At 61.3% G+C, this 19,072-nt stretch carries 17 protein-coding genes (1 of these 17 running past the window's edge); 2 read left to right on the top strand and 15 right to left on the bottom strand.

All coding sequences use genetic code 11. The features are described from left to right. Positions 1–14 precede the first annotated feature (14 nt). From REH34_RS14790 to REH34_RS14720, 15 genes are all read right to left on the bottom strand, one after another. Positions 15–1,043, bottom strand: coding sequence for a DUF5924 family protein (locus REH34_RS14790; protein WP_311968271.1), 1,029 nt, complete (start codon positions 1,041–1,043; stop codon positions 15–17). 126 nt (positions 1,044–1,169) lie between these two features. Further along, positions 1,170–2,567: a pitrilysin family protein gene (locus tag REH34_RS14785; RefSeq protein WP_311968270.1), complete on the bottom strand. Its 1,398-nt coding sequence runs from the start codon at positions 2,565–2,567 to the stop codon at positions 1,170–1,172. 114 nt (positions 2,568–2,681) lie between these two features. Continuing rightward, on the bottom strand, positions 2,682–4,376 hold the full coding sequence (locus REH34_RS14780; RefSeq protein WP_311968269.1) for a Na/Pi cotransporter family protein: 1,695 nt from the start codon (positions 4,374–4,376) through the stop codon (positions 2,682–2,684). A 206-nt stretch (positions 4,377–4,582) separates the two neighbouring features. After that, positions 4,583–5,314 carry a TerC family protein gene (locus tag REH34_RS14775; protein ID WP_226503727.1) on the bottom strand — a complete coding sequence of 244 codons (732 nt, stop codon included), beginning with the start codon at positions 5,312–5,314 and terminating at the stop codon, positions 4,583–4,585. A gap of 90 nt (positions 5,315–5,404) precedes the next feature. Then, the gene (locus REH34_RS14770) at positions 5,405–6,712 is read right to left on the bottom strand and encodes a CitMHS family transporter (protein WP_226503726.1); all 1,308 of its coding nucleotides are present in this window, start codon (positions 6,710–6,712) and stop codon (positions 5,405–5,407) included. Between the two features lie 276 nt (positions 6,713–6,988). Next, positions 6,989–8,947 carry a DUF4105 domain-containing protein gene (locus REH34_RS14765; protein WP_226503725.1) on the bottom strand — a complete coding sequence of 653 codons (1,959 nt, stop codon included), beginning with the start codon at positions 8,945–8,947 and terminating at the stop codon, positions 6,989–6,991. Continuing rightward, on the bottom strand, positions 8,944–9,264 hold the full coding sequence (locus REH34_RS14760) for a DUF2388 domain-containing protein (protein ID WP_226503724.1): 321 nt from the start codon (positions 9,262–9,264) through the stop codon (positions 8,944–8,946). The genes REH34_RS14765 and REH34_RS14760 overlap by 4 nt, the downstream gene beginning before the upstream one ends. Positions 9,265–9,297: 33 nt before the next feature. Beyond that, a complete protein-coding gene (locus REH34_RS14755) occupies positions 9,298–9,591 on the bottom strand; it encodes a DUF2388 domain-containing protein (RefSeq protein WP_226503723.1) in 294 nt (97 codons plus the stop codon). Positions 9,592–9,724: 133 nt separating this feature from the next. After that, positions 9,725–10,042, bottom strand: coding sequence for a DUF2388 domain-containing protein (locus REH34_RS14750; protein ID WP_226503722.1), 318 nt, complete (start codon positions 10,040–10,042; stop codon positions 9,725–9,727). A 386-nt stretch (positions 10,043–10,428) separates the two neighbouring features. Continuing rightward, positions 10,429–10,644, bottom strand: a complete 216-nt coding sequence (locus REH34_RS14745; protein ID WP_226503721.1) for a DUF1127 domain-containing protein — start codon at positions 10,642–10,644, stop codon at positions 10,429–10,431. Between the two features lie 319 nt (positions 10,645–10,963). Further along, positions 10,964–12,457, bottom strand: coding sequence for an acetyl-CoA hydrolase/transferase family protein (locus REH34_RS14740; RefSeq protein ID WP_311968268.1), 1,494 nt, complete (start codon positions 12,455–12,457; stop codon positions 10,964–10,966). Between the two features lie 277 nt (positions 12,458–12,734). After that, entirely contained in the window at positions 12,735–14,168 is a 1,434-nt protein-coding gene (locus REH34_RS14735; protein ID WP_226503719.1) for an NAD(P)(+) transhydrogenase (Re/Si-specific) subunit beta, read from the bottom strand. Beyond that, positions 14,165–14,491 carry an NAD(P) transhydrogenase subunit alpha gene (locus tag REH34_RS14730; RefSeq protein WP_226503718.1) on the bottom strand — a complete coding sequence of 109 codons (327 nt, stop codon included), beginning with the start codon at positions 14,489–14,491 and terminating at the stop codon, positions 14,165–14,167. The genes REH34_RS14735 and REH34_RS14730 overlap by 4 nt, the downstream gene beginning before the upstream one ends. Positions 14,492–14,502: 11 nt before the next feature. After that, positions 14,503–15,624, bottom strand: coding sequence for a Re/Si-specific NAD(P)(+) transhydrogenase subunit alpha (locus REH34_RS14725; protein WP_311968267.1), 1,122 nt, complete (start codon positions 15,622–15,624; stop codon positions 14,503–14,505). Between the two features lie 427 nt (positions 15,625–16,051). Next, positions 16,052–16,957, bottom strand: a complete 906-nt coding sequence (locus REH34_RS14720) for a LysR family transcriptional regulator (protein ID WP_311972026.1) — start codon at positions 16,955–16,957, stop codon at positions 16,052–16,054. A 152-nt stretch (positions 16,958–17,109) separates the two neighbouring features. Here REH34_RS14720 and REH34_RS14715 point away from each other — a divergent pair, with 152 nt between their 5' ends. Beyond that, on the top strand, positions 17,110–18,291 hold the full coding sequence (locus REH34_RS14715; RefSeq protein WP_311972025.1) for an acyl-CoA dehydrogenase: 1,182 nt from the start codon (positions 17,110–17,112) through the stop codon (positions 18,289–18,291). A gap of 14 nt (positions 18,292–18,305) precedes the next feature. Continuing rightward, positions 18,306–19,072, top strand: partial view of a CaiB/BaiF CoA-transferase family protein gene (locus REH34_RS14710; RefSeq protein WP_311972024.1) — the 5' portion only. The gene runs 454 nt beyond the window's last position; 767 of the gene's 1,221 nt are visible here — the first part of the coding sequence; it begins with the start codon at positions 18,306–18,308; its stop codon lies off the right edge, out of view.

Below are 19,072 nucleotides of genomic sequence, written 5' to 3'. Positions count from 1 at the left end.
TGGATTGCGCAAATTCATGACCCCGACGCTTTATCGGCATCCGCCACCACCTTGAACCGCAATACCCCGATCACCTGGCCATCTTCGGTCATCACCCGCACCTGCCAGTTGCCTACCGGGTCGCCGGGGAAATTTTGCTTGTGGGTCCAGGCGCGGTAGCCTTCCTTGCGCCCACCGTGGATCTCCAGGGCAATGCGGTCCATTTCGTTGCCGTTGAATTTCCACACGTGGAAGATCCGCTCGTCCAGCCCGCGCGGTGCGTTGATGGCGGTGTAGGCGAACAGCCCGCCATTGCGCACCTGGCTGGCGGTGACCTGCTGCAGGTCTTCGCCGGGGGTGCGGTTCTGGCCGTCGAGGCTGTCGGTAATGGCGTTTTCGGTCATCCACAAGGTGGCCGGCGGCACCCACGAACGCAGCAGCCAGCCGCCGCCACCGACCGCCAGGGTCACCGCCACTAACGCCACGCCACGTCGCCAATGGGTGATCGGGAAGCTCACCGCCAGGCTCGGAAACGACAACAGCATGGCGGTGCCGAGCGCCAGTTTGAAGCTTTCGGCGGTGGTCAGATGGAGAATGATCGGCAGCGCCGTGAGCATGGCCGCGAACAGCGTGACGGTGTGCATGGCCATGAACAGCCAGCGCCGTGGCGCCACCCATTTGTAGTACAGCGGGTCGATGATCGACACCAGCCCGGCTGCGGTCAGCAGCCCGGTGAAAATCGCCTGGCCGCTGTTCCAGGTCGTAGTGATGTAAAAGAACGGCAGGACGAAGAACAGGCTTTCCTGGTGGATCATCTGCGTGGCGTAGCGCAGCAGGTGCGGCGGAATCTCGCGCTTGAACACCCGAGTGAACAACTGGGTGAAGGCGTTTTCGAACATCAGCCACAGCCAGGTGAGCAGCATCACCACGGCGACCCAACTGGCCAGACCGGCCTGGCGATCGACCATGATGAAGCTGCCCACCCCGGAGATGAAACCGCCGATGGCGATGACGCCGGGGTAGCGCTTTATGAGGTCGATCAGGCGCAGGATGAAAAGCGGCATGGGCGGTGGCGGCCTTGGTTTAAACGATAAATGTTACAGGATACTTCAGGCACCGTGATCGGTTGCCGATGGGGCGTCTGTACCGGCCGTCTTCGCCGGTAGGTCTTGCCGCCACAGGGATAGTCGTCATCTTCTGGAGCGGCGGCGCAATAACAGTATCGCCCCGATCAGTAATCCCAGCGCTACCGCAGCGGTCACCATCAACAGCTGATCCAGTTCGTCATAGCTCAACAACGGCTTCTCGATGCGTACATATGGCGGCTCGGCCAATAGCGCCTTGAGCGCTTTGTTGGCGTCTTCCAGGGTGACCTTGCGCAGTCCTGCCACCGGATTAGTGAAGTGGCCATCGGCGTAATCGCCCAAGGCGTTCCAGTAATAATCCGCCAGCCCGCTGTCGCCCTGAATGGCCCAGGCCTGCTGGTCGACCGCCACCTGCTTGAGGCGGGCGAAGGTGTTCGGGTCCATGCCGTCGCGGCGCAATTGCGCCATGCGTTGGGTGAGGAGTTGTTCGGCGGGTTCGATGTCGTTGCGCTCGAGGTCGGCATTCAGGCTCAGCAGGCCGGTATCGCCAAAGGCATCGCGCTGGCTGCTCGGCCCGTAGGACAGGCCATGAGCCAGGCGCAGGTCCTGGTACAAGGTCCAATCCAGGTAACGCTGTACCAGATCGAAAGCCTGATCCGGAACGTCGTCCAAGGTCGGTTCGAGGTAATACCAATGCAACCGGGCGCTGTCGCCGAGCCAGCCTTGGATGATCGTGCGGCGCTGCTCGGCACTGCCCTTGACCAGGGTCGAGTCTGGGTGCTCGGTAGGGTCGATGGCCTTGAGCTCGCCCCAGGCGCGTTCCAGATAGGCCGGCAGCAATCGATCCAACTGGCCGACCACTATCAGCGACATGTTATTAGGTGCGTACCATTCCTTGCGCACGGCATTGATCTGACTCAGCGTCAGCGCCTCGACCGAAGGCCGCTCCTGGCACTTGAGGCCCAGTTCGATAGCCAATTGGTCGCTGGCGCCATGGCCGAAATCCTGATGGTCGAGCCAACTCTGCAGATGCGAGGCGTGGCCACCATCTTCACGGGTGACGATGGCTTTGGCGGTGTCGAGGGCCTGCTGGTCGATACGGGTCTGGGTCAGCGCAGCGAGCAGCAAGTCGAGCACCTTGCGCTGATTGCGCGCGGGGGCCTCGATCACATAGGTGGTGTCGGTGTCGCCGGTAAAAGCGTTCCACTCGCCGCCCAGCGCCTGCATGCGTTCTTCGAGGCCGCCTTCGCCGCGGGCGTCGAGGCCGCTGAACATCAAGTGTTCGAGCAAGTGGGGGAGTTCTTGATCGGCGCAATTGAAGTCGCTGAAACCCACCCCTACCACCAGGCGAATCGCCACGTGGCCTGGCTCGCTGCCTGGCTTGAGTACCAGCTGCAAGCCATTGGGGAGCAGATAGCCTTCGACCTGATAACGGTCGGCGGCGGATACGCAATCAACCTGAATAACGCCAAGCAGTGCAACGAGCAACAACAGACAACGCATGGGGCGAGTTTCCTTGCGGGAACCTGAGAGTCCGCGCGCCAGGCGGATGGGTCTGTTTGAACAGACTTCACGGTCCCCCGGATGTTCAAGTGCTTTTTATTCAGACGCCATCGTTCAGGTCGCTTCGCGGGCCTCGATGCTGGCTTCAGTGGCCGCTTCGACAGCCTCCTCGACTTCGCTCTCGGACATCAGCGAACCGGTTTCCGAGGTGCCGAGCACCGCATAGGCGCTGCTGCAGAATAGCGAGTTGAGGCGCTTCATATCGGCGATCAGCTCCAGGTGCAGCGAGCTGGTCTCGATGCTCTGCACCACTTTGCGCTGCAGGCGGCTGACATGGGAGTGCGCCAGGCGCCTTTCCTGCGCGCGGAAGCGGCGTTTTTCCCGCAACAACTGGCGGGCGCTTTCTGGGTCGCCGGTGAGGAACACCGTCAGGCCCAAGCGCAAGTTGGCTATCAACTGGTTGTGCAGGCCGGTGAGCTCTTCGAGGCCGACATCGGAGAACGAGCGGCGCTGCGAGGTCTTTTGCTGCTGCACTTTGCGCAGCATGCGTTCGATCAGGTCGGCGCTGAGCTTGAGGTTGAGGGTCAGTTCGATGATTTCGGCCCAGCGCCGGCTGTCGAGCTCGCCGAGGTCTTCACGGGGCATTTGCGCCAGATACAGCTTGATCGCCACGTACAACGCCTCAGCGTCATCGCCCAGGGTGCGGACTTCCTGGGTCACGGCGGTCTGGGTGCCGCGCAACACGTTGAGCATCGCCGCCAGCATGCTGTCGATCAGGTCGCCCATGCGCAGGGTTTCGCGCACGGCGTTGGCCATGGCCAGGCTGGGCGTGTCCAGGGCGGCGGGATCGAGGTGACGCGGCTTGCTCTGGCCATTGGCTTCGGCGCGCTTTGGCAGGATGTTGGCGCAGAGCTTGGCCATCGGCCCCACCGTGGGCAGCATGATCAGGCAGCGGATGGAGTTGTAGAGCACATGGAAGCTGATCACCATGGTCTGCGCATCGTAATTGAGGCTGTCCATCCAGTGCACCAGCGGGCTCAGCACCGGGATGATCAGCAGCAGGCCGATCAGCTTGTACAGCAGGCTGCCCAGCGCGACCTGGCGGCCAGCGGTGTTCTGCATGTTGGTGGAGATGAATGCCAGCAGACCGCTGCCGATGTTGGCCCCGATCACCAGGCCGATGGCCACCGGCAGGCTGATCACCCCGGATTCGGCCAGCGTCGCGGTCAACAGCACTGCGGCCAGGCTGGAATAGGAAATCATCGCGAACAGCGCGCCGATCAAGGCGTCGAGCAGAATATCGCCGGTCAGCGAGGCAAACAGGACTTTTACGCCCTGAGCGTGGGTAATCGGGCCTGCGGCTTCGACGATCAGCTGCAAGGCCAGGATGATCAGCCCCAGGCCGATACCGACCCGGCCAAGCTGCCCGAGCGGCGTCTGCTTGCGCGACAGGAAGAAGATCACGCCGAGGAATATCAGCAGGGGCGAGAGCCAGGACAGGTCGAACGTCAGGACCCGCGACATGATCGCGGTACCGACATCGGCGCCAAGCATGATCGCCAGCGCCGGGGTGAGCGCCATCAGGCCTTGGCCGACGAAGGAGGTGGTCAGCATCGCCGTGGCGTTGCTGCTTTGCACCACGGCGGTGACCAGTATCCCGGCGATGAACGCCAGTGGCCGCTTGGACATGTTCTGGCTGAGCAGGCGGCGCAAGGCCGTGCCGTAGACCCGCAGGATGCCGGTACGAACGATATGCGTGCCCCAGATGAGCAACGCGACTGCAGAAAGTAGATTGAGCAGGGTCAGCATTGACGACGGCCCCCTGTTGACTGCCCGTTAAGGGCTGATTCGAATAGACACCCGGTTAAGCTTTAGTCCGCTTCCAGGCCGTGCGCCAGCATGGCACAGCGAATAAGATCTTTGAAACAAAACTGTCATATTTTTCATGGTCCTGCGGTTGACACAACCCCTGCGGGAGCGAGCACGGCCCGTTCCACAGGGGTGGGCGGCGGCGCTTACTCCGCCTTTTTCTTCTTCGCGTGGCTGGTGCGCATCTTGATGTTGATCGCTTCGACTGCCAGCGAGAATGCCATCGCGAAATAAACGTAGCCTTTGGGCACGTGGATATCGAACGATTCGGCAATCAGCACGGTTCCGACCACCATCAGGAAGGAAAGTGCCAGCATTTTAAGCGATGGATGTTTGTCGATGAAGTCACTGATGACCCCCGCGCACAGCATCATCACCAATACCGCGACCACGATGGCGGCGATCATCACCGGCACATGGGACACCATGCCGACTGCAGTGATCACTGAGTCGAGGGAGAAGACGATGTCGATGATCGCGATCTGCACGATGGTATAGAGGAAGTTGCCGCCCTTGCCGCCTGGCGTGCCGTCGCCCTCCTCTTCGCCTTCCATGCCTTGGTAGATCTCTTGGGAGCTCTTCCAGATCAGGAACAGGCCACCGAAGAACAGGATCAGGTCACGTCCGGATATCCCCTGCCCGAACACCACGAACAGGTCGGCGGTCAGGCGCATGACCCAGGTGATCGACAGCAGCAAAAGGATCCGCGTCACCATGGCCAGCGCCAGCCCGAACAGGCGCGTGCGCTTTTGCATGTGCTTGGGCATGCGGCTGACCAGGATCGAGATCATGATGATGTTGTCGATCCCGAGGACGATCTCGAGGGCGGTCAGGGTAAAGAAGGCAACCCAGATTTCCGGGTTGGTCAGCCATTCCATGTCGTTTCCTTTGTAGTGAGGGGGCTTGCCCCCGACGGGCTGAAACGGGCACCGCGCGCAGTGTCCGTTGCAGCACTGGGTAAATGATAGTTATAGACTGCCGACGACCGGGAACACGCCCATCACCAGCGCGCCAAGCAAAATCACCAGGCACACCAGCACCGCCCATTTGAGGGTGAAGCGCTGATGATCGCCGAATTCGATGCCCGCCAATGCCACCAGCAGGTAGGTCGAGGGCACAAGTGGGCTGAGCAGATGTACCGGTTGGCCGACGATCGAGGCGCGCGCCATCTCCACCGGGCTGATGCCGTAATGCGCGGCAGCCTCGGCGAGTACCGGCAGCACGCCGTAGTAGAAGGCGTCGTTGGACATGAAGAAGGTGAACGGCATGCTCACCAGCGCAGTAATCACCGCCAGGTAAGGCCCCAGCGCATCCGGAATCACTGCCAACAGGCTTTTCGACATGGCGTCGACCATGCCTGTGCCCGAAAGGATGCCGGTGAAGATACCCGCCGCAAAAATCAGCCCGACCACCGCCAGCACGCTACCGGCATGGGCGGCGATGCGCTCTTTCTGATGATCCAGGTTCGGGTAGTTGACGATCATGGCGATGCTGAAGGCGATCATGAACAGCACCGGCAGCGGGAGCAGGCCTTTGATCAGCGCAACCATGAGCACCAGGGTGAGCAGGCCGTTGAACCAGATCAGCTTGGGCCGACGTGCATCGGGGAACTGCGACACACTGATTTCGCTGTGGTCGACTTCTTCGCCAGGCAGGTGCAGTTCGCCCAGGCGCGCGCGTTCACGCTTGCCGTAAAAGTATGCGATGGCCAGCAAGGCGATGACGCCGCAGGCCATGGCCGGAATCATCGGCACGAAGATGTCTGAAGGGTCGACGTGCAGCGCGCTGGCCGCACGGGCGGTCGGGCCACCCCAAGGGGTCATGTTCATGATCCCGCCCGCGAGGATGATCAGCCCGGCCATGATCCGTGGGCTCATGCCTATGCGGCTGTACAGCGGCAACAGGGCGGCGACGCAGATCATGTAGGTAGTCGCGCCGTCTCCATCCAGCGATACCACCAGCGCCAGCACGGCGGTGCCGACCGAGACTTTCAGCGGATCGCCCTTGACCAGCTTGAGGATCTTGCGCACCGCCGGGTCGAAGAGCCCGGAGTCGATCATCAGGGCGAAGTAGAGAATGGCGAACATCAGCATGACGCCGGTGGGCGCCAGTTTGGTGATGCCTTCGAGCATCATCGGGCCGATTTTCGGCCCGAAGCCACCGAACAGCGCGAACAGGATCGGGACGATGATCAAGGCGATCAGCGCGGACAGGCGCTTGGTCATGATCAGGAACATGAAGGCGATGACCATGGCAAAGCCAAGGAAAGTCAGCATAGGGATACTCCAGGCGTAGCGCGGCTAGGGAAGGACGAACCGGGATGGGGTCAGTACTGGGCGGCGGAGGCTGGGAGTATCGGAGGCGCAGCGAAGGCGGGAGTGCACGTCATACAGGATCACCAATTGTTGTTGTCATAGGGCTGCACGCGGGCGTGCGAACCAGCCGGTCTGTTGCCGGGGTTGAGGTGATGATAAGGGGTGAAGCTTTCAGGCAGCTTTCGAGGGCGAGAATTCAAGGCTTGCGCGCGAAAGGGGTCGGATCTGCAAACGCCGCTACAACTCCAACCCGCCAGCCGCTTTATGCAGCGCCCGCAGATGCTCGCCGATCTGTTTGAGGTTGTCCTCGTTGGCAGTGATCTCGGCCTGGCGCTCGGGGGTCAGCAGCTTGCGCACTTCCTTGTCGAGATCGACGCTCAGGCTCAACAGCTGCGCCTGGCGTTGCTTGCTCTCGGACTGCAGGCGTTGCATCTCCGGCCCTTGCGGCAAGCCGTAGCCGTCGGCGCCCAGCAACTCCGCCGGGCGGCTGAGGAATCCGCTGTTGGCGAGGATCTGCTGCAGGGTCTTGTTGGCGTTGTCCATGCCGCCGTTCTTGAGCTCGCGGGCGCCGAGGTACTTCTGCTTGACCTCATCCTGAGCCAACAGCAATTGGCGGCGGTAGCTGGCCTGCTCGAGCAGCAGCAAGGCCGCGCTGGTGCGCAGGTCGGCCTTGGCGAACCAGGCGCGGCGGTCTGCGGCAGATTGCTCGAGCCAGCTTTCGACTGTGGTCTGGGGGATGTCGAGATGCTGTTTGAGGACCTTGAACATGGCAGCGTAGCGATCGCGGTAGGAGTCGAAGCGGTAGCCGCGGCGCAGCGCCTCCTTGGGGTCGTCGAGCACGCTGCCATCGGCCATGCCGCGGCCTTCGAGCACCTGCAGCAAGCCGTTGGGGACGATACTGTCGAGGTCGCCGAGCTTGGGGTTGCCGGTACCGCTGCGCAGCAGCTTGAGGTTCTCTACCGCGCAATTGTTGGAGACGAAATAGTAGTTGCCGTCGTAGCTCCAGTGCATCTCCGCCGCGTGGCGCACCAGCGATTCGATTTCGCTGCGGGTCAATTTGAGCGGCACCGAGGCCAGGCTGCGCAGTTCGGTCTTGGTGTATTCGTCGATCACTTGGGACAACGGCAGCACGAACAGCCGCGACGGGTACTGACCCATCAGCCCGCCCCAGGTGGACAGCTGCACGTCATTGACGAATGCCCGATAGGACAGCACCAGGCTTTGGTCCAGGTCGAGGCGGCAGTCCGGGCCGCGCGGCCGTCCTGGGGCGCAGATCACCAGGCGCAACATGCTGTGGCCCCAGCGGCTGACCCAGTTCTGATTGGCTTCGGCCAGCAGGTAGTCGACCTCGTAGACGCGCTCCGGATCAATGTGGCCCAGTGGCTCCTTGGCGAAGTCGCTGCCGGCGTTGAGGTACGGCAGGCTCTTCTCGCAGGCGTCCTGATGGGCAGGTGCCCAGCCGAAATGATCGCGCAGGTACTCGAACAGCGCCGGGCGGCGGCAGGCGTAACTCGGGTCGAGGAGGAAATACTCCATGTTGACCGCGATGAATTCCTTCGGGCTGCTGGCTTCGTACAGGTCCGGGCTGCGGGCGACCTGGTGATTCTGGATTTCCCGTTCGCCGCGACGGCCTACATATTGCGGCCAGCCCGCCAGGTCGAGCAGACGTGGATCGTCGCTCAGCGTGAAGCGCCGGGCCGTTTCTCCACGGCACTCGCTGGGCAGGCCGACATCGCCGAGGCTGGCGTTGCGCCGCGCACAGCGGCTGAGCAACAGGCGCTGATCCGGTGCCCACAGGCGAGCGCGATCGTAGATATGGGTGAGTTCGTGCAATACCGTGGCCAGCAGTTCTGCGCGCACGGTGCCGTGGGGGCGGCCGGTCTGCTCGGTGGCGGCAGTGCCGTCGGTGAGGCTGGCCAGCTGGCGAATATTGAGGTCGAGGCTGGACACTGGCGAGGCCTGTCCGTAGGCGTCGTCAGGCATGTGGTCGGTCCAGCCGACCGTGATGCGTCGATCCAGGCGTTCGATAAAGCTCGGCGGCAGCGCATGCATGGCATCGTCGAGCAGGGTCTGGGTGGCCTGCACTTGTGCCGGTGTCAGGCCCTGAGTCTGAAGATCAAGCTGCAGGGCGGCAACGGCGGTATGACACGACAGCAAGAGGGTGCAGGCCGTCAGCCAGGCCCATAGGCGCCTCACAGCGCGAGGATGGCTTCTGCGAGGTCCTGGTCGCTGGCGTTGCGGGCTTCGGGCACGGCGTTGCGCACGGCCACAAAGGCGGCTTCGAGCTGGGCGCCACGGATGTCACCATTGCTGCCCACGTAGCTGGCGGCATCGTCCTTGGCTTCGCGGACGATTTTCGAGTCGCGGATCGAGGTGGTGGTATCGGAGGTGAAGTTAACACTGCGCCGCGAAGCATTGACGATGATGTTGCTGGTGGCGACGAGAGTGTGCGCTTGGGCCATGTCGGCCACGCACAGCAGGCCAAGAGTGACGGCGATCAGCGAGTTACGCATTGAGGTGCTCCGGATACAGATTTAAGAAAGTGGCTATTGGACGAGAATTGCCTGCGCCAGTTCAAGATCACTCGCATGAAGTTTTGCACTTCGTGTGCGCAGGTAGTCCAGGGCCGACTCCAATTGTACTCCGCGCATCGCGCCATTGGTGGCGACAAATGCGGCCGCATCGTCGCGGGCATGCAGGACGATCTTGCGATCGAAGGGCGCCGTGGTGACCTGGCTGGTGACATAGCCGGTCATGACCACACCCTGGGTCGTGGTGTCGAAGGCCATGGCCGAGGAGGTCCAGGCACAGAGCAGGCACAGCGGGAGCAGATAACGCATGAGTCTCGGTATGTAGTGGAAGTCGATACAGGCTAGCGTAAGGCGGTGTTTGAGGGCCAGTGCCTGGCGGTATATGGCAAAACATTCATCTGGGGACGTCGGTCGAATCAACCGAAGTCCACCAGCGAAGCAATCAGATCGCCAGAATAGCCTGCGCCAATTGCGCATCGGTGGCTCGCAACTGTGGCTGTTCAGTACGGATATACGCCAGGGCGCTTTCCAGGCGCACACCACGGATATCACCTTGGGAGGCGACAAAGCTGGCGGCGTCTTCGCGGGCTTCGCGGACGATCTTCTTGTCGCGCAACGAAGAAGACAGGTCCGTGGTGGTATCGGACGACGCTTTGAGGCCGCGCACGATGGAGTCGGTGGTAACGACAAAGCTGGACGCGCTGGCCGCCAGGGGCAGGGCCAGCAGCAGGGCAGCGCCGAGCAGTCGGGAACGGAACATGGTGGTTCTCCTGGATGATGGCGATATGAGAGCGAACTGCTGGGCAGCTCTGGCACAGTCCTATTAGAGCCGTTGCGGCATGGCAATACCAGTACAGACTGCTGTGACGCCTCTAATCGTACTGGAAACGCTTGGCCTGTTCGGCCAATCCATTGGAAGTGAGCTGCGGTGGCACAGCTATTGAAGCACATAATTGTACTTGTAGTATTTTTGGATAATTAAAACTGTACTTGTCGTTAGCAAGTCAGCAGTCCGGACCGCAGGGCTTTCATGCGAAACGCTTTTTTTCAGCAGGCGAAAAAAAACCGCCTGCAGTTGCCTGCGGCGGTTTTTCGGAATTTGGGGTGCTGGGTAGGGACGCGCAGTCCTGGGCCAGCGGGTGTTGCTTAACGCCAGAAAGGCTTGCTCAGCTCTTCGGAACGTTGTGCTTCGCTGATACCGGCATCGGCCAGCAGGCGGGCATCCAGACGGGCCAATTGATGGCGGCTGGCGATACGGCGTTGCCACAGCATGAGGTTGGCGAGTACGCGCAACGGTGCAGAAGTCGAAGCGTTTGCAGTGCTGGATTTGAAGAGCAGGTCGGAACTTACGGTGCGTTCCATGGTGTACATCCTTCCGCTTGTGGCGGGATCAGTCAGTGGTTTGTCTGGGAGTAATGATCCTCCTGCGCAGGCTTTCTCCCAAGGCACAGTTCAACTGTATTGTGAGAGCTCAGTTAACTGTTTAACGAGACTGTTTTGATCGAAAATGAAGCAACTGTATTGGTCTGCACTGAAAAAGTGCCATGCAAGTGAATTTGACTGTTTTTTTATCGACAAACAGGGATAAAACATAGGCACAGTAGTACAGTTTTTGAATATTGGCAGGTCCGAAACCGGCGGACTGATACAGATGGGCACAATCAGTCCGCCAACTGTTCGATCAGCTTGCCAGCATCTGCCCGGTCTCCTCCAGATTGATGTGCCAGGCGAGTGCATCACGCAGGATATGCGGGGTATGGCCGCCCACCTCGCAGGCCTTGCTGAAGTAATCGTTGAGCGGCTGGCGGAAGTCCGGGTGCACACAGTTGTCGATGATCACACGTGCGCGTTCCCGTGGCGCCAAGCCACGCAGATCGGCCAGACCCTGCTCGGTGACGAGGATATCGACGTCGTGCTCGGTGTGGTCGACGTGGCTGACCATGGGCACCACACTGGAGATGGCGCCGCCCTTGGCGATCGACTTGGTGACGAAGATCGCCAGGTGCGCATTGCGCGCAAAATCCCCCGAACCGCCGATGCCGTTCATCATCCGCGTACCGCACACATGGGTGGAGTTGACGTTGCCGTACAGATCGAACTCCAGCGCCGTGTTGATACCAATGATCCCCAGGCGGCGGATCACCTCCGGATGGTTGGAGATCTCCTGCGGGCGCAGCACCAGGCGTGACTTGTACCGGTTGAAGTCGGCGAACACTTCTTCGTGCTTGCGTGCCGACAGGGTCATGGAGCTGCCTGAGGCGAAGGCCAGCTTGCCCGCGTCGAACAGATCGAAGGTGGAGTCCTGCAGCACTTCGGAATACATGGTCATGTCGGTGAACGGCGAGTCGATCAGGCCGTGCATCACCGCGTTGGCGATGGTGCCGATCCCGGCCTGCAACGGCATCAGGCTGTTGGTCAGGCGGTTTTCACGGACTTCGTTCTTGAAGAATTCCACCAGGTGGCTGGCGATGGCCTTGGTCTCGTCGTCCGGTGGTAGCACCGTGGACGGGGAGTCAGGCTGGTTGCTGATGACGATGCCGACGATTTTCGCCGGGTCGATCTGTACGGCGATGTTGCCGATGCGCGTGTCAGCGTTGAGCACCGGGATGGGCAGGCGCGTCGGGCGATAGCTGGGGATATAGATGTCGTGCAGGCCTTCGAGCTCCAGCGGCTGCGACAGGTTGATCTCGATGATCACCTGCTTGGCGAGGATGGCGAAACTGGCGGAGTTGCCCACTGAGGTGCTGAGCACCAGATGGCCCTCTTCAGTGATGGCGACGCATTCGATCACTGCCAGGTCGACGGCCTTGATCTGCCGATTGCGCAACTGCTCGACGGTGTCCGACAGGTGCTGGTCGATAAACATCACGGTGCCGTCGTTGATGGCCTTGCGCAAGGTGCTGTCGACCTGGAACGGCATGCGCCGGGCCAATACGCTGGCCTCGGTGAGCTGCTTGTCGAGGTCGTTGCCCAGGCTGGCGCCGGTCATCAGGCTGATCTTCAGCGGTGTCACGCGGGCGCGCTCGGCCAGCGCGGTAGGCACGGCCTTGGCTTCACCGGCGCGGGTGAAGCCGCTCATGCCGACGGTCATGCCATCTTCTATAAGAGCAGCAGCTTGTGCCGCAGTCATCACCTTGCTGTGCAAGGAGTCCAGGCGGATACGATCACGGTGCATGATTATTATCTCGGGTTCACGGGGCAAAGAGCGCAGTCTATTGAAAGCCGCACTGTGTGGCGCCGCGACCATGGTCGAAGGTGGGGGCTCTATTGCAGGGGTTTGCGGTAAAACACCGTTGCCGGGGATGTAAGAACCCGGCCATAGAAGCCGGGTTTTATCTGTGTCGGAGTCGTGTCCCTGTAGGAGCAAAGCTTGCTCGCGAAAGCGTCAGCAGGTGCACTGCATCAACTTTTTCGCGGGCAAGCCTAATCCTGCAGGAAGAACAGCGACGCTACTATTCGACAGCCTTGACCATATCCTCGATGACCTTTTTAGCGTCACCGAACACCATCATGGTCTTGTCCAGGTAGAACAGTTCGTTGTCCAGGCCGGCATAGCCGCTGGCCATCGAGCGCTTGTTGACGATGATGGTCTTGGCCTTGAAGGCTTCCAGGATCGGCATGCCGGCGATCGGCGACTTGGGATCGTTCTTCGCGGCCGGGTTGACCACGTCGTTGGCGCCCAGTACCAGCACCACGTCGGCCTGGCCGAACTCGGTGTTGATGTCGTCCATCTCGAACACCTGGTCGTAAGGCACTTCGGCCTCGGCCAGCAGGACGTTCATATGGCCAGGCATGCGCCCCGCCACCGGGTGGATCGCGTACTTCACGGTCACACCGGCGTGGGTCAGCTTCTCGGTCAGTTCCTTCAGGGCGTGCTGGGCGCGGGCCACGGCCAGGCCGTAACCCGGCACGATGATCACCGTGTCGGCGTTGGTCAGCAGAAAGGCGGCGTCGTCAGCCGAACCGGATTTCACCGGTCGTGCTTCCTTGGCGCCGGCAGGACCTGCATCTGCCACAGCGCCGAAACCACCGCCGATCACATTGAAGAACGAGCGGTTCATGGCCTTGCACATGATGTACGACAGAATCGCGCCCGATGAGCCCACCAGGGAGCCGGCGATGATCAGCATCGAGTTGTTCAGCGAGAAGCCGATACCGGCCGCCGCCCAGCCCGAGTAGCTGTTGAGCATCGAGACCACTACCGGCATGTCGGCACCACCGATCGGGATGATCAGCAGCACGCCCAGCACGAAAGCCAAAGCCAACATGATGCTGAAGGCCAGGTAGCTGCCGGTGAACATGAAGGTCAGGCCGAAGAACAGCGCGCCGAGGCCGATCACCAGGTTCAGCTTGTGCTGGCCGGGAAACTGTACCGGTGCGCCCTGGAACAGACGGAACTTGTACTTGCCGGACAGCTTGCCGAAAGCGATGACCGAACCCGAGAAGGTGATCGCGCCAATGGCCGCGCCAAGGAACAGTTCCAGGCGGTTACCGGTAGGGATGGCATCGCCCAGCTGCGCCACGATGCCCAGGGACTGCGGTTCGACCACCGCCGCAATGGCGATGAATACCGCGGCCAGGCCGATCATGCTGTGCATGAACGCCACCAGCTCGGGCATCTTGGTCATTTCGACGCGCTTGGCCATGATCGAGCCCACGGTACCGCCGACCAGCAGGCCGACGATGACGTAGCCGATGCCGGCGGTGGCGATCTCGCTGCCCAGCTTGTAGATCAAGCCGACCGTGGTCAGCACTGCCAAGGTCATGCCCAGCATGCCGAACAGGTTGCCGCGGCGCGACGTGGTCGGGTGCGACAAGCCTTTAAGGGCCTGGATGAAGCAGATCGAGGCGATCAGGTAAAGGATGGTTACCAGGTTCATGCTCATGGTTTGGCAGCCTCGTCCTTCACTTTAGGAGCTTTCTTCTTGAACATTTCCAGCATGCGGCGCGTCACCAGGAAGCCGCCGAACACGTTGACCGCGGCCAGGGCCACGGCCAGGGTGCCCATGGTCTTGCCCAGTGGCGTGACGGTCAGGGCGGCTGCGAGCATGGCACCGACGATGACGATCGCGGAAATCGCGTTGGTCACCGCCATCAGTGGCGTGTGCAGCGCAGGGGTGACGTTCCAGACCACGTGGTAGCCGACGTAGATCGCCAGCACGAAGATGATCAGGTTGTAGACGCCGTGAGAAATCAGCATGTCTTCCATTATTGTTATCCTCAGCCGTTCTTGCGGATGATCGATCCGTCGCGGCACATCAGGCACGCGGCGACGATGTCGTCTTCGAGGTTGATGACAAGCTTGCCGTCCTTGTCGAACAGCAGCTTGGTGAAGTCCAGCAGGTTGCGCGCATACAGCGCCGAGGCATCGGCGCCGACCTGGGCCGGCAGGTTGGTCGGCCCGGCGATGGTCACGCCGTTGTGCACCACCACCTGGTCGGCCACGGTCAGCGGGCAGTTGCCGCCTTGCAGGGCCGCGAGGTCGATGACCACCGAGCCTGGCTTCATCTCGGCAACCGTCTCGGCACTCAGCAGCGTCGGTGCGCGGCGGCCCGGGATCAGTGCGGTGGTAATCACGATGTCGGCCTGTTTGGCGCGCTCGTGCACGGCTTGCGCCTGGCGTTGCATCCAGCTGGCAGGCATCGGCCGCGCATAACCGCCGACGCCCACGGCGCATTCACGCTCCTCGTCAGTTTCGTACGGCACGTCGAGAAACTTCGCACCCAGGGATTCGATCTGTTCCTTCACCGCCGGACGCACGTCCGAGGCCTCGATCACCGCGCCCAGGCGCTTGGCCGTGGCGATGGCCTGCAGGCCGGCGACACCAGCACCCAGGATCAGCACGCGGGCAGCCTTCACGGTACCGGCGGCGGTCATCAGCATCGGCATGAAGCGTGGATAGTGATGGGCCGCCAGCAGCACGGCCTTGTAGCCGGCGATGTTGGCTTGCGACGACAACACGTCGAGGCTCTGCGCGCGTGAGGTCCGCGGGGCGGCCTCAAGGGCGAAGGCGGTAATACCGCGCTCTGCCATCTTGGCAATGGTCTCGTTGTTGAACGGGTTGAGCATGCCCACCAGCACGGTGCCGGCCGGCATCAAGCTGAGCTCGTTGTCGTAGGGAGCATTGACCTTGAACACCAACTGCGCGGCAAACGCATCGGCGGCACTGCCGATGGTTGCGCCAGCGGCTTCATAAGCGCTGTCGGTAACGCTGGCAAGAATGCCGGCGCCGCTCTGGACGGTGACCTTGTGCCCTTGGCCAATCAATTTCTTGATGGTTTCCGGGGTGGCAGCCACGCGTGTCTCGCCCGTCTGTGTTTCGAGAGGAACACCAATGTGCACGTCGTTTCTCCGTGATCTTTTTAGAGTACCCAGCGCTACTTTTGTTATGAGACAGCAAGGTGGCAACTGGGGCGGCGGATCAGCACCAACCCGCCGCAAGTGGGCGGGGCGCGGCATTTTGCAGGGGTTACCGAGGCGCTTTCAACAGCATATGTAAGGGGGATAGATTATTACTACATATTTTCCTGTGGTGCATTGACGCACCTAAGAGGGTTTAATCCTTTAATTGTGGGGGGTTCAGCCAATTTCGAGCGGGGGTGAATATTTTTGCAGCTTTACCTTCAGTGCGGCAGAAAGTCGCGGTTTGATTCCCTGCAGGCCACGGGATATAAGGGCTGAGCGCCAGTTCGAGTTTGTTGGAGTACAGATGTCGTAATGGCGTCAAATAGTTATATCTGTAGGTGATTTCTGCATGCCACTACCTGGATTAGCCCTGATTCTGCGCGGTGTAACCGCGTGCTTCGGTGGTCAGCCAGTTCTGGAATGCCTTTAGCGAAGCAGATTCGACTTTTCGTTCGGGAATCATCAAGTGATAAGCCTTGGTGCTGGTCAATGCATGGGCATTGCACACTGTAAGCCTGCCCTCCTCCAGTTCGCGGCGGATCAGGAACGGTGGGATCAGCGCCACGCCCATGTCATGCATGGCGGCCTGGGCCAGCATCGAGAACAGCTCATAGCGCGGACCAGTCATGTCGCGCGACACATTCATGCCCAGCGAGCCGAACCACTGGCGCCAGGCATAAGGGCGCGTGCTTTGCTGCAGCAGCGGCATGCGCGCCAGGGTCTCGGCGTCGAGGCTCGGCTGATTGGCGATGGTGGCCGGGCTGCATACCGGCACGGGAGCTTCCATCATCAGCGCGTAGGCCTGGGTGCCGGACCACTCGCCATCGCCAAAATAGATGGCCGCATCGAAATCGGTATCGGCGAACAGAAATGGTCGCGTGCGGTTGGTGAGGTTGACGGTGATATCCGGGTGCAGCGCCTGAAAGTGCTTCAAACGTGGCAACAGCCATTGAGTGCCGAAGGTCGGCACCACGGCGACTTCGATGACATTGCTACCCTGCTGGCCCATCACCGAGAGGGTATCGCGCTCGACGGCATCCAGTTGCGTAGCGACGCGGCGGCTATAGGACAGCCCTGCCTCGGTCAGCTTGACGCCCCTGCGCGAACGGCGGAACAGTTCGACGTTGAGGAATTCCTCAAGGCTGGCGATCTGGCGGCACACCGCTCCCTGAGTCGAGGACAGTTCCAGCGAGGCCTTGGTGAAGCTCTCGTGGCGTGCGGCGGCTTCGAAGCACACCAGTGCCGTGGTGCTGGGGATTTTGCGGCGCATGTACCTATACCTCACTACAGCGTTGGCTGATTCGGCTTTATTGGCTTTATGGAGTGAGAAATTAGCACAACGCCATGCGGATTCCTCGTTTGCTCGTTGCGCCCGCCCCGCCTAGGCTCGACGCATGATTCCAACTGATCGAGGATGCGTACATGGCTGGCAAGGCAAGCTTCAACTGGATCGACCCGCTGCTGCTTGACCAACAGCTCAGCGATGAAGAGCGCATGGTGCAGAGCAGTGCCGAGCAGTTCGCCAAGGACAAGCTGGCGCCGCGCGTCCTCGAAGCCTTTCGGCACGAGAAGACCGACCCGGCGATCTTTCGCGAGATGGGCGAGGTCGGTCTGTTGGGGGCGACTATCCCTGAGCAATACGGTGGCAGCGGCCTCAACTATGTGTGCTATGGCCTGATTGCCCGTGAGGTGGAGCGAGTGGACTCCGGCTACCGCTCGATGATGAGTGTGCAGTCCTCCCTGGTGATGGTGCCGATCAACGAGTTTGGCACCGAGGCGCAAAAACAGAAGTACCTTCCCAGGCTGGCTTCGGGCGAATGGATTGGTTGCTTTGGCTTGACCGAGCCCGACCACGGCTCCGATCCCGGCAATATGGTCAGTCGGGCGCGCAAGGTCGATGGCGGTTATCGCCTGAGCGGCGCCAAGATGTGGATTACCAACAGCCCGATCGCCGATGTGTTCGTGGTCTGGGCCAAGGATGATGCGGGTGATATCCGCGGCTTTGTGCTGGAGAAAGGCTGGGCAGGCCTGAGTGCGCCTGCGATCCATGGCAAGGTGGGCTTGCGCGCCTCGATCACTGGCGAGATCGTCATGGACAATGTGTTTGTCCCTGAGGAAAACATCTTCCCGGATGTGCGTGGCCTCAAAGGGCCTTTTACCTGCCTCAACTCCGCCCGTTACGGGATTTCGTGGGGCGCGCTGGGTGCGGCCGAGTTCTGCTGGCACACGGCGCGCCAATACACCCTTGATCGCAAGCAATTCGGGCGGCCGTTGGCGGCCACCCAACTGATCCAGAAGAAACTCGCCGACATGCAGACCGAGATCACCCTGGCCTTGCAAGGCTGCCTGCGGCTGGGGCGCATGAAGGATGAAGGCACGGCCGCCGTGGAGATCACCTCGATCATGAAGCGCAACTCCTGCGGCAAGTCGCTGGAGATCGCCCGTATGGCGCGGGACATGCTCGGCGGCAACGGGATCAGCGACGAATTCGGTGTGGCCCGCCACTTGGTCAACCTTGAGGTGGTCAATACCTACGAGGGCACCCATGACGTCCATGCGTTGATTCTCGGGCGTGCGCAAACCGGCTTGCAGGCGTTCTATTAATAGAGGGGCACGTCATGGGCGCGCTATCGCATGTGCGGGTGCTGGATTTGTCCCGGGTACTGGCGGGGCCGTGGGCCGGGCAAATCCTCGCCGACCTGGGCGCCGATGTCATCAAGGTGGAGCGACCAGGCAAGGGTGATGATACCCGCGCCTGGGGGCCGCCCTTCCTCAAGGACGCCGGGGGCAGCGATACCAGCGAGGCGGCTTATTACCTGTCGGCCAATCGCAACAAGCAGTCGGTGACCATCGATTTCACGCGGCCCGAGGGTCAGCAGTTGGTGCGTGAGCTGGTGGCGCAGTCGGATATCGTGATCGAGAACTTCAAGGTCGGTGGGCTGGCGGCCTATGGGCTCGATTATGCGGCGCTCAAGGCAATCAATCCGCGGCTTATTTATTGTTCGATCACGGGCTTTGGTCAGACGGGGCCGTATGCGACGCGGGCGGGTTACGACTTCATGATTCAGGGGCTCGGTGGCCTGATGAGCCTGACCGGTCGATCCGAAGCGGAGGAAGGCGCCGGTCCGGTCAAGGTGGGTGTCGCGCTGACCGATATCCTTACCGGTTTGTACTCGGCTGTCGCGGTGCTCGCCGCCCTCGCCCATCGGGATCTGCAGGGCGTGGGGCAGCACATCGACATGGCCCTGCTGGATGTGCAGGTGGCCTGCCTGGCGAATCAGGCGATGAATTACATGACCACGGGGGCCGCCCCTCGACGGCTGGGCAATGCTCACCCCAATATCGTGCCCTATCAGGATTTTCCTACAGCCGATGGCGACTTCAT

It is taken from the genome of Pseudomonas baltica, assembly GCF_031880315.1.
Classification (GTDB): domain Bacteria; phylum Pseudomonadota; class Gammaproteobacteria; order Pseudomonadales; family Pseudomonadaceae; genus Aquipseudomonas.
The sequence above is the reverse complement of the archived record's forward strand: the minus strand, read 5'-3'. Positions and strand labels throughout refer to the sequence as shown.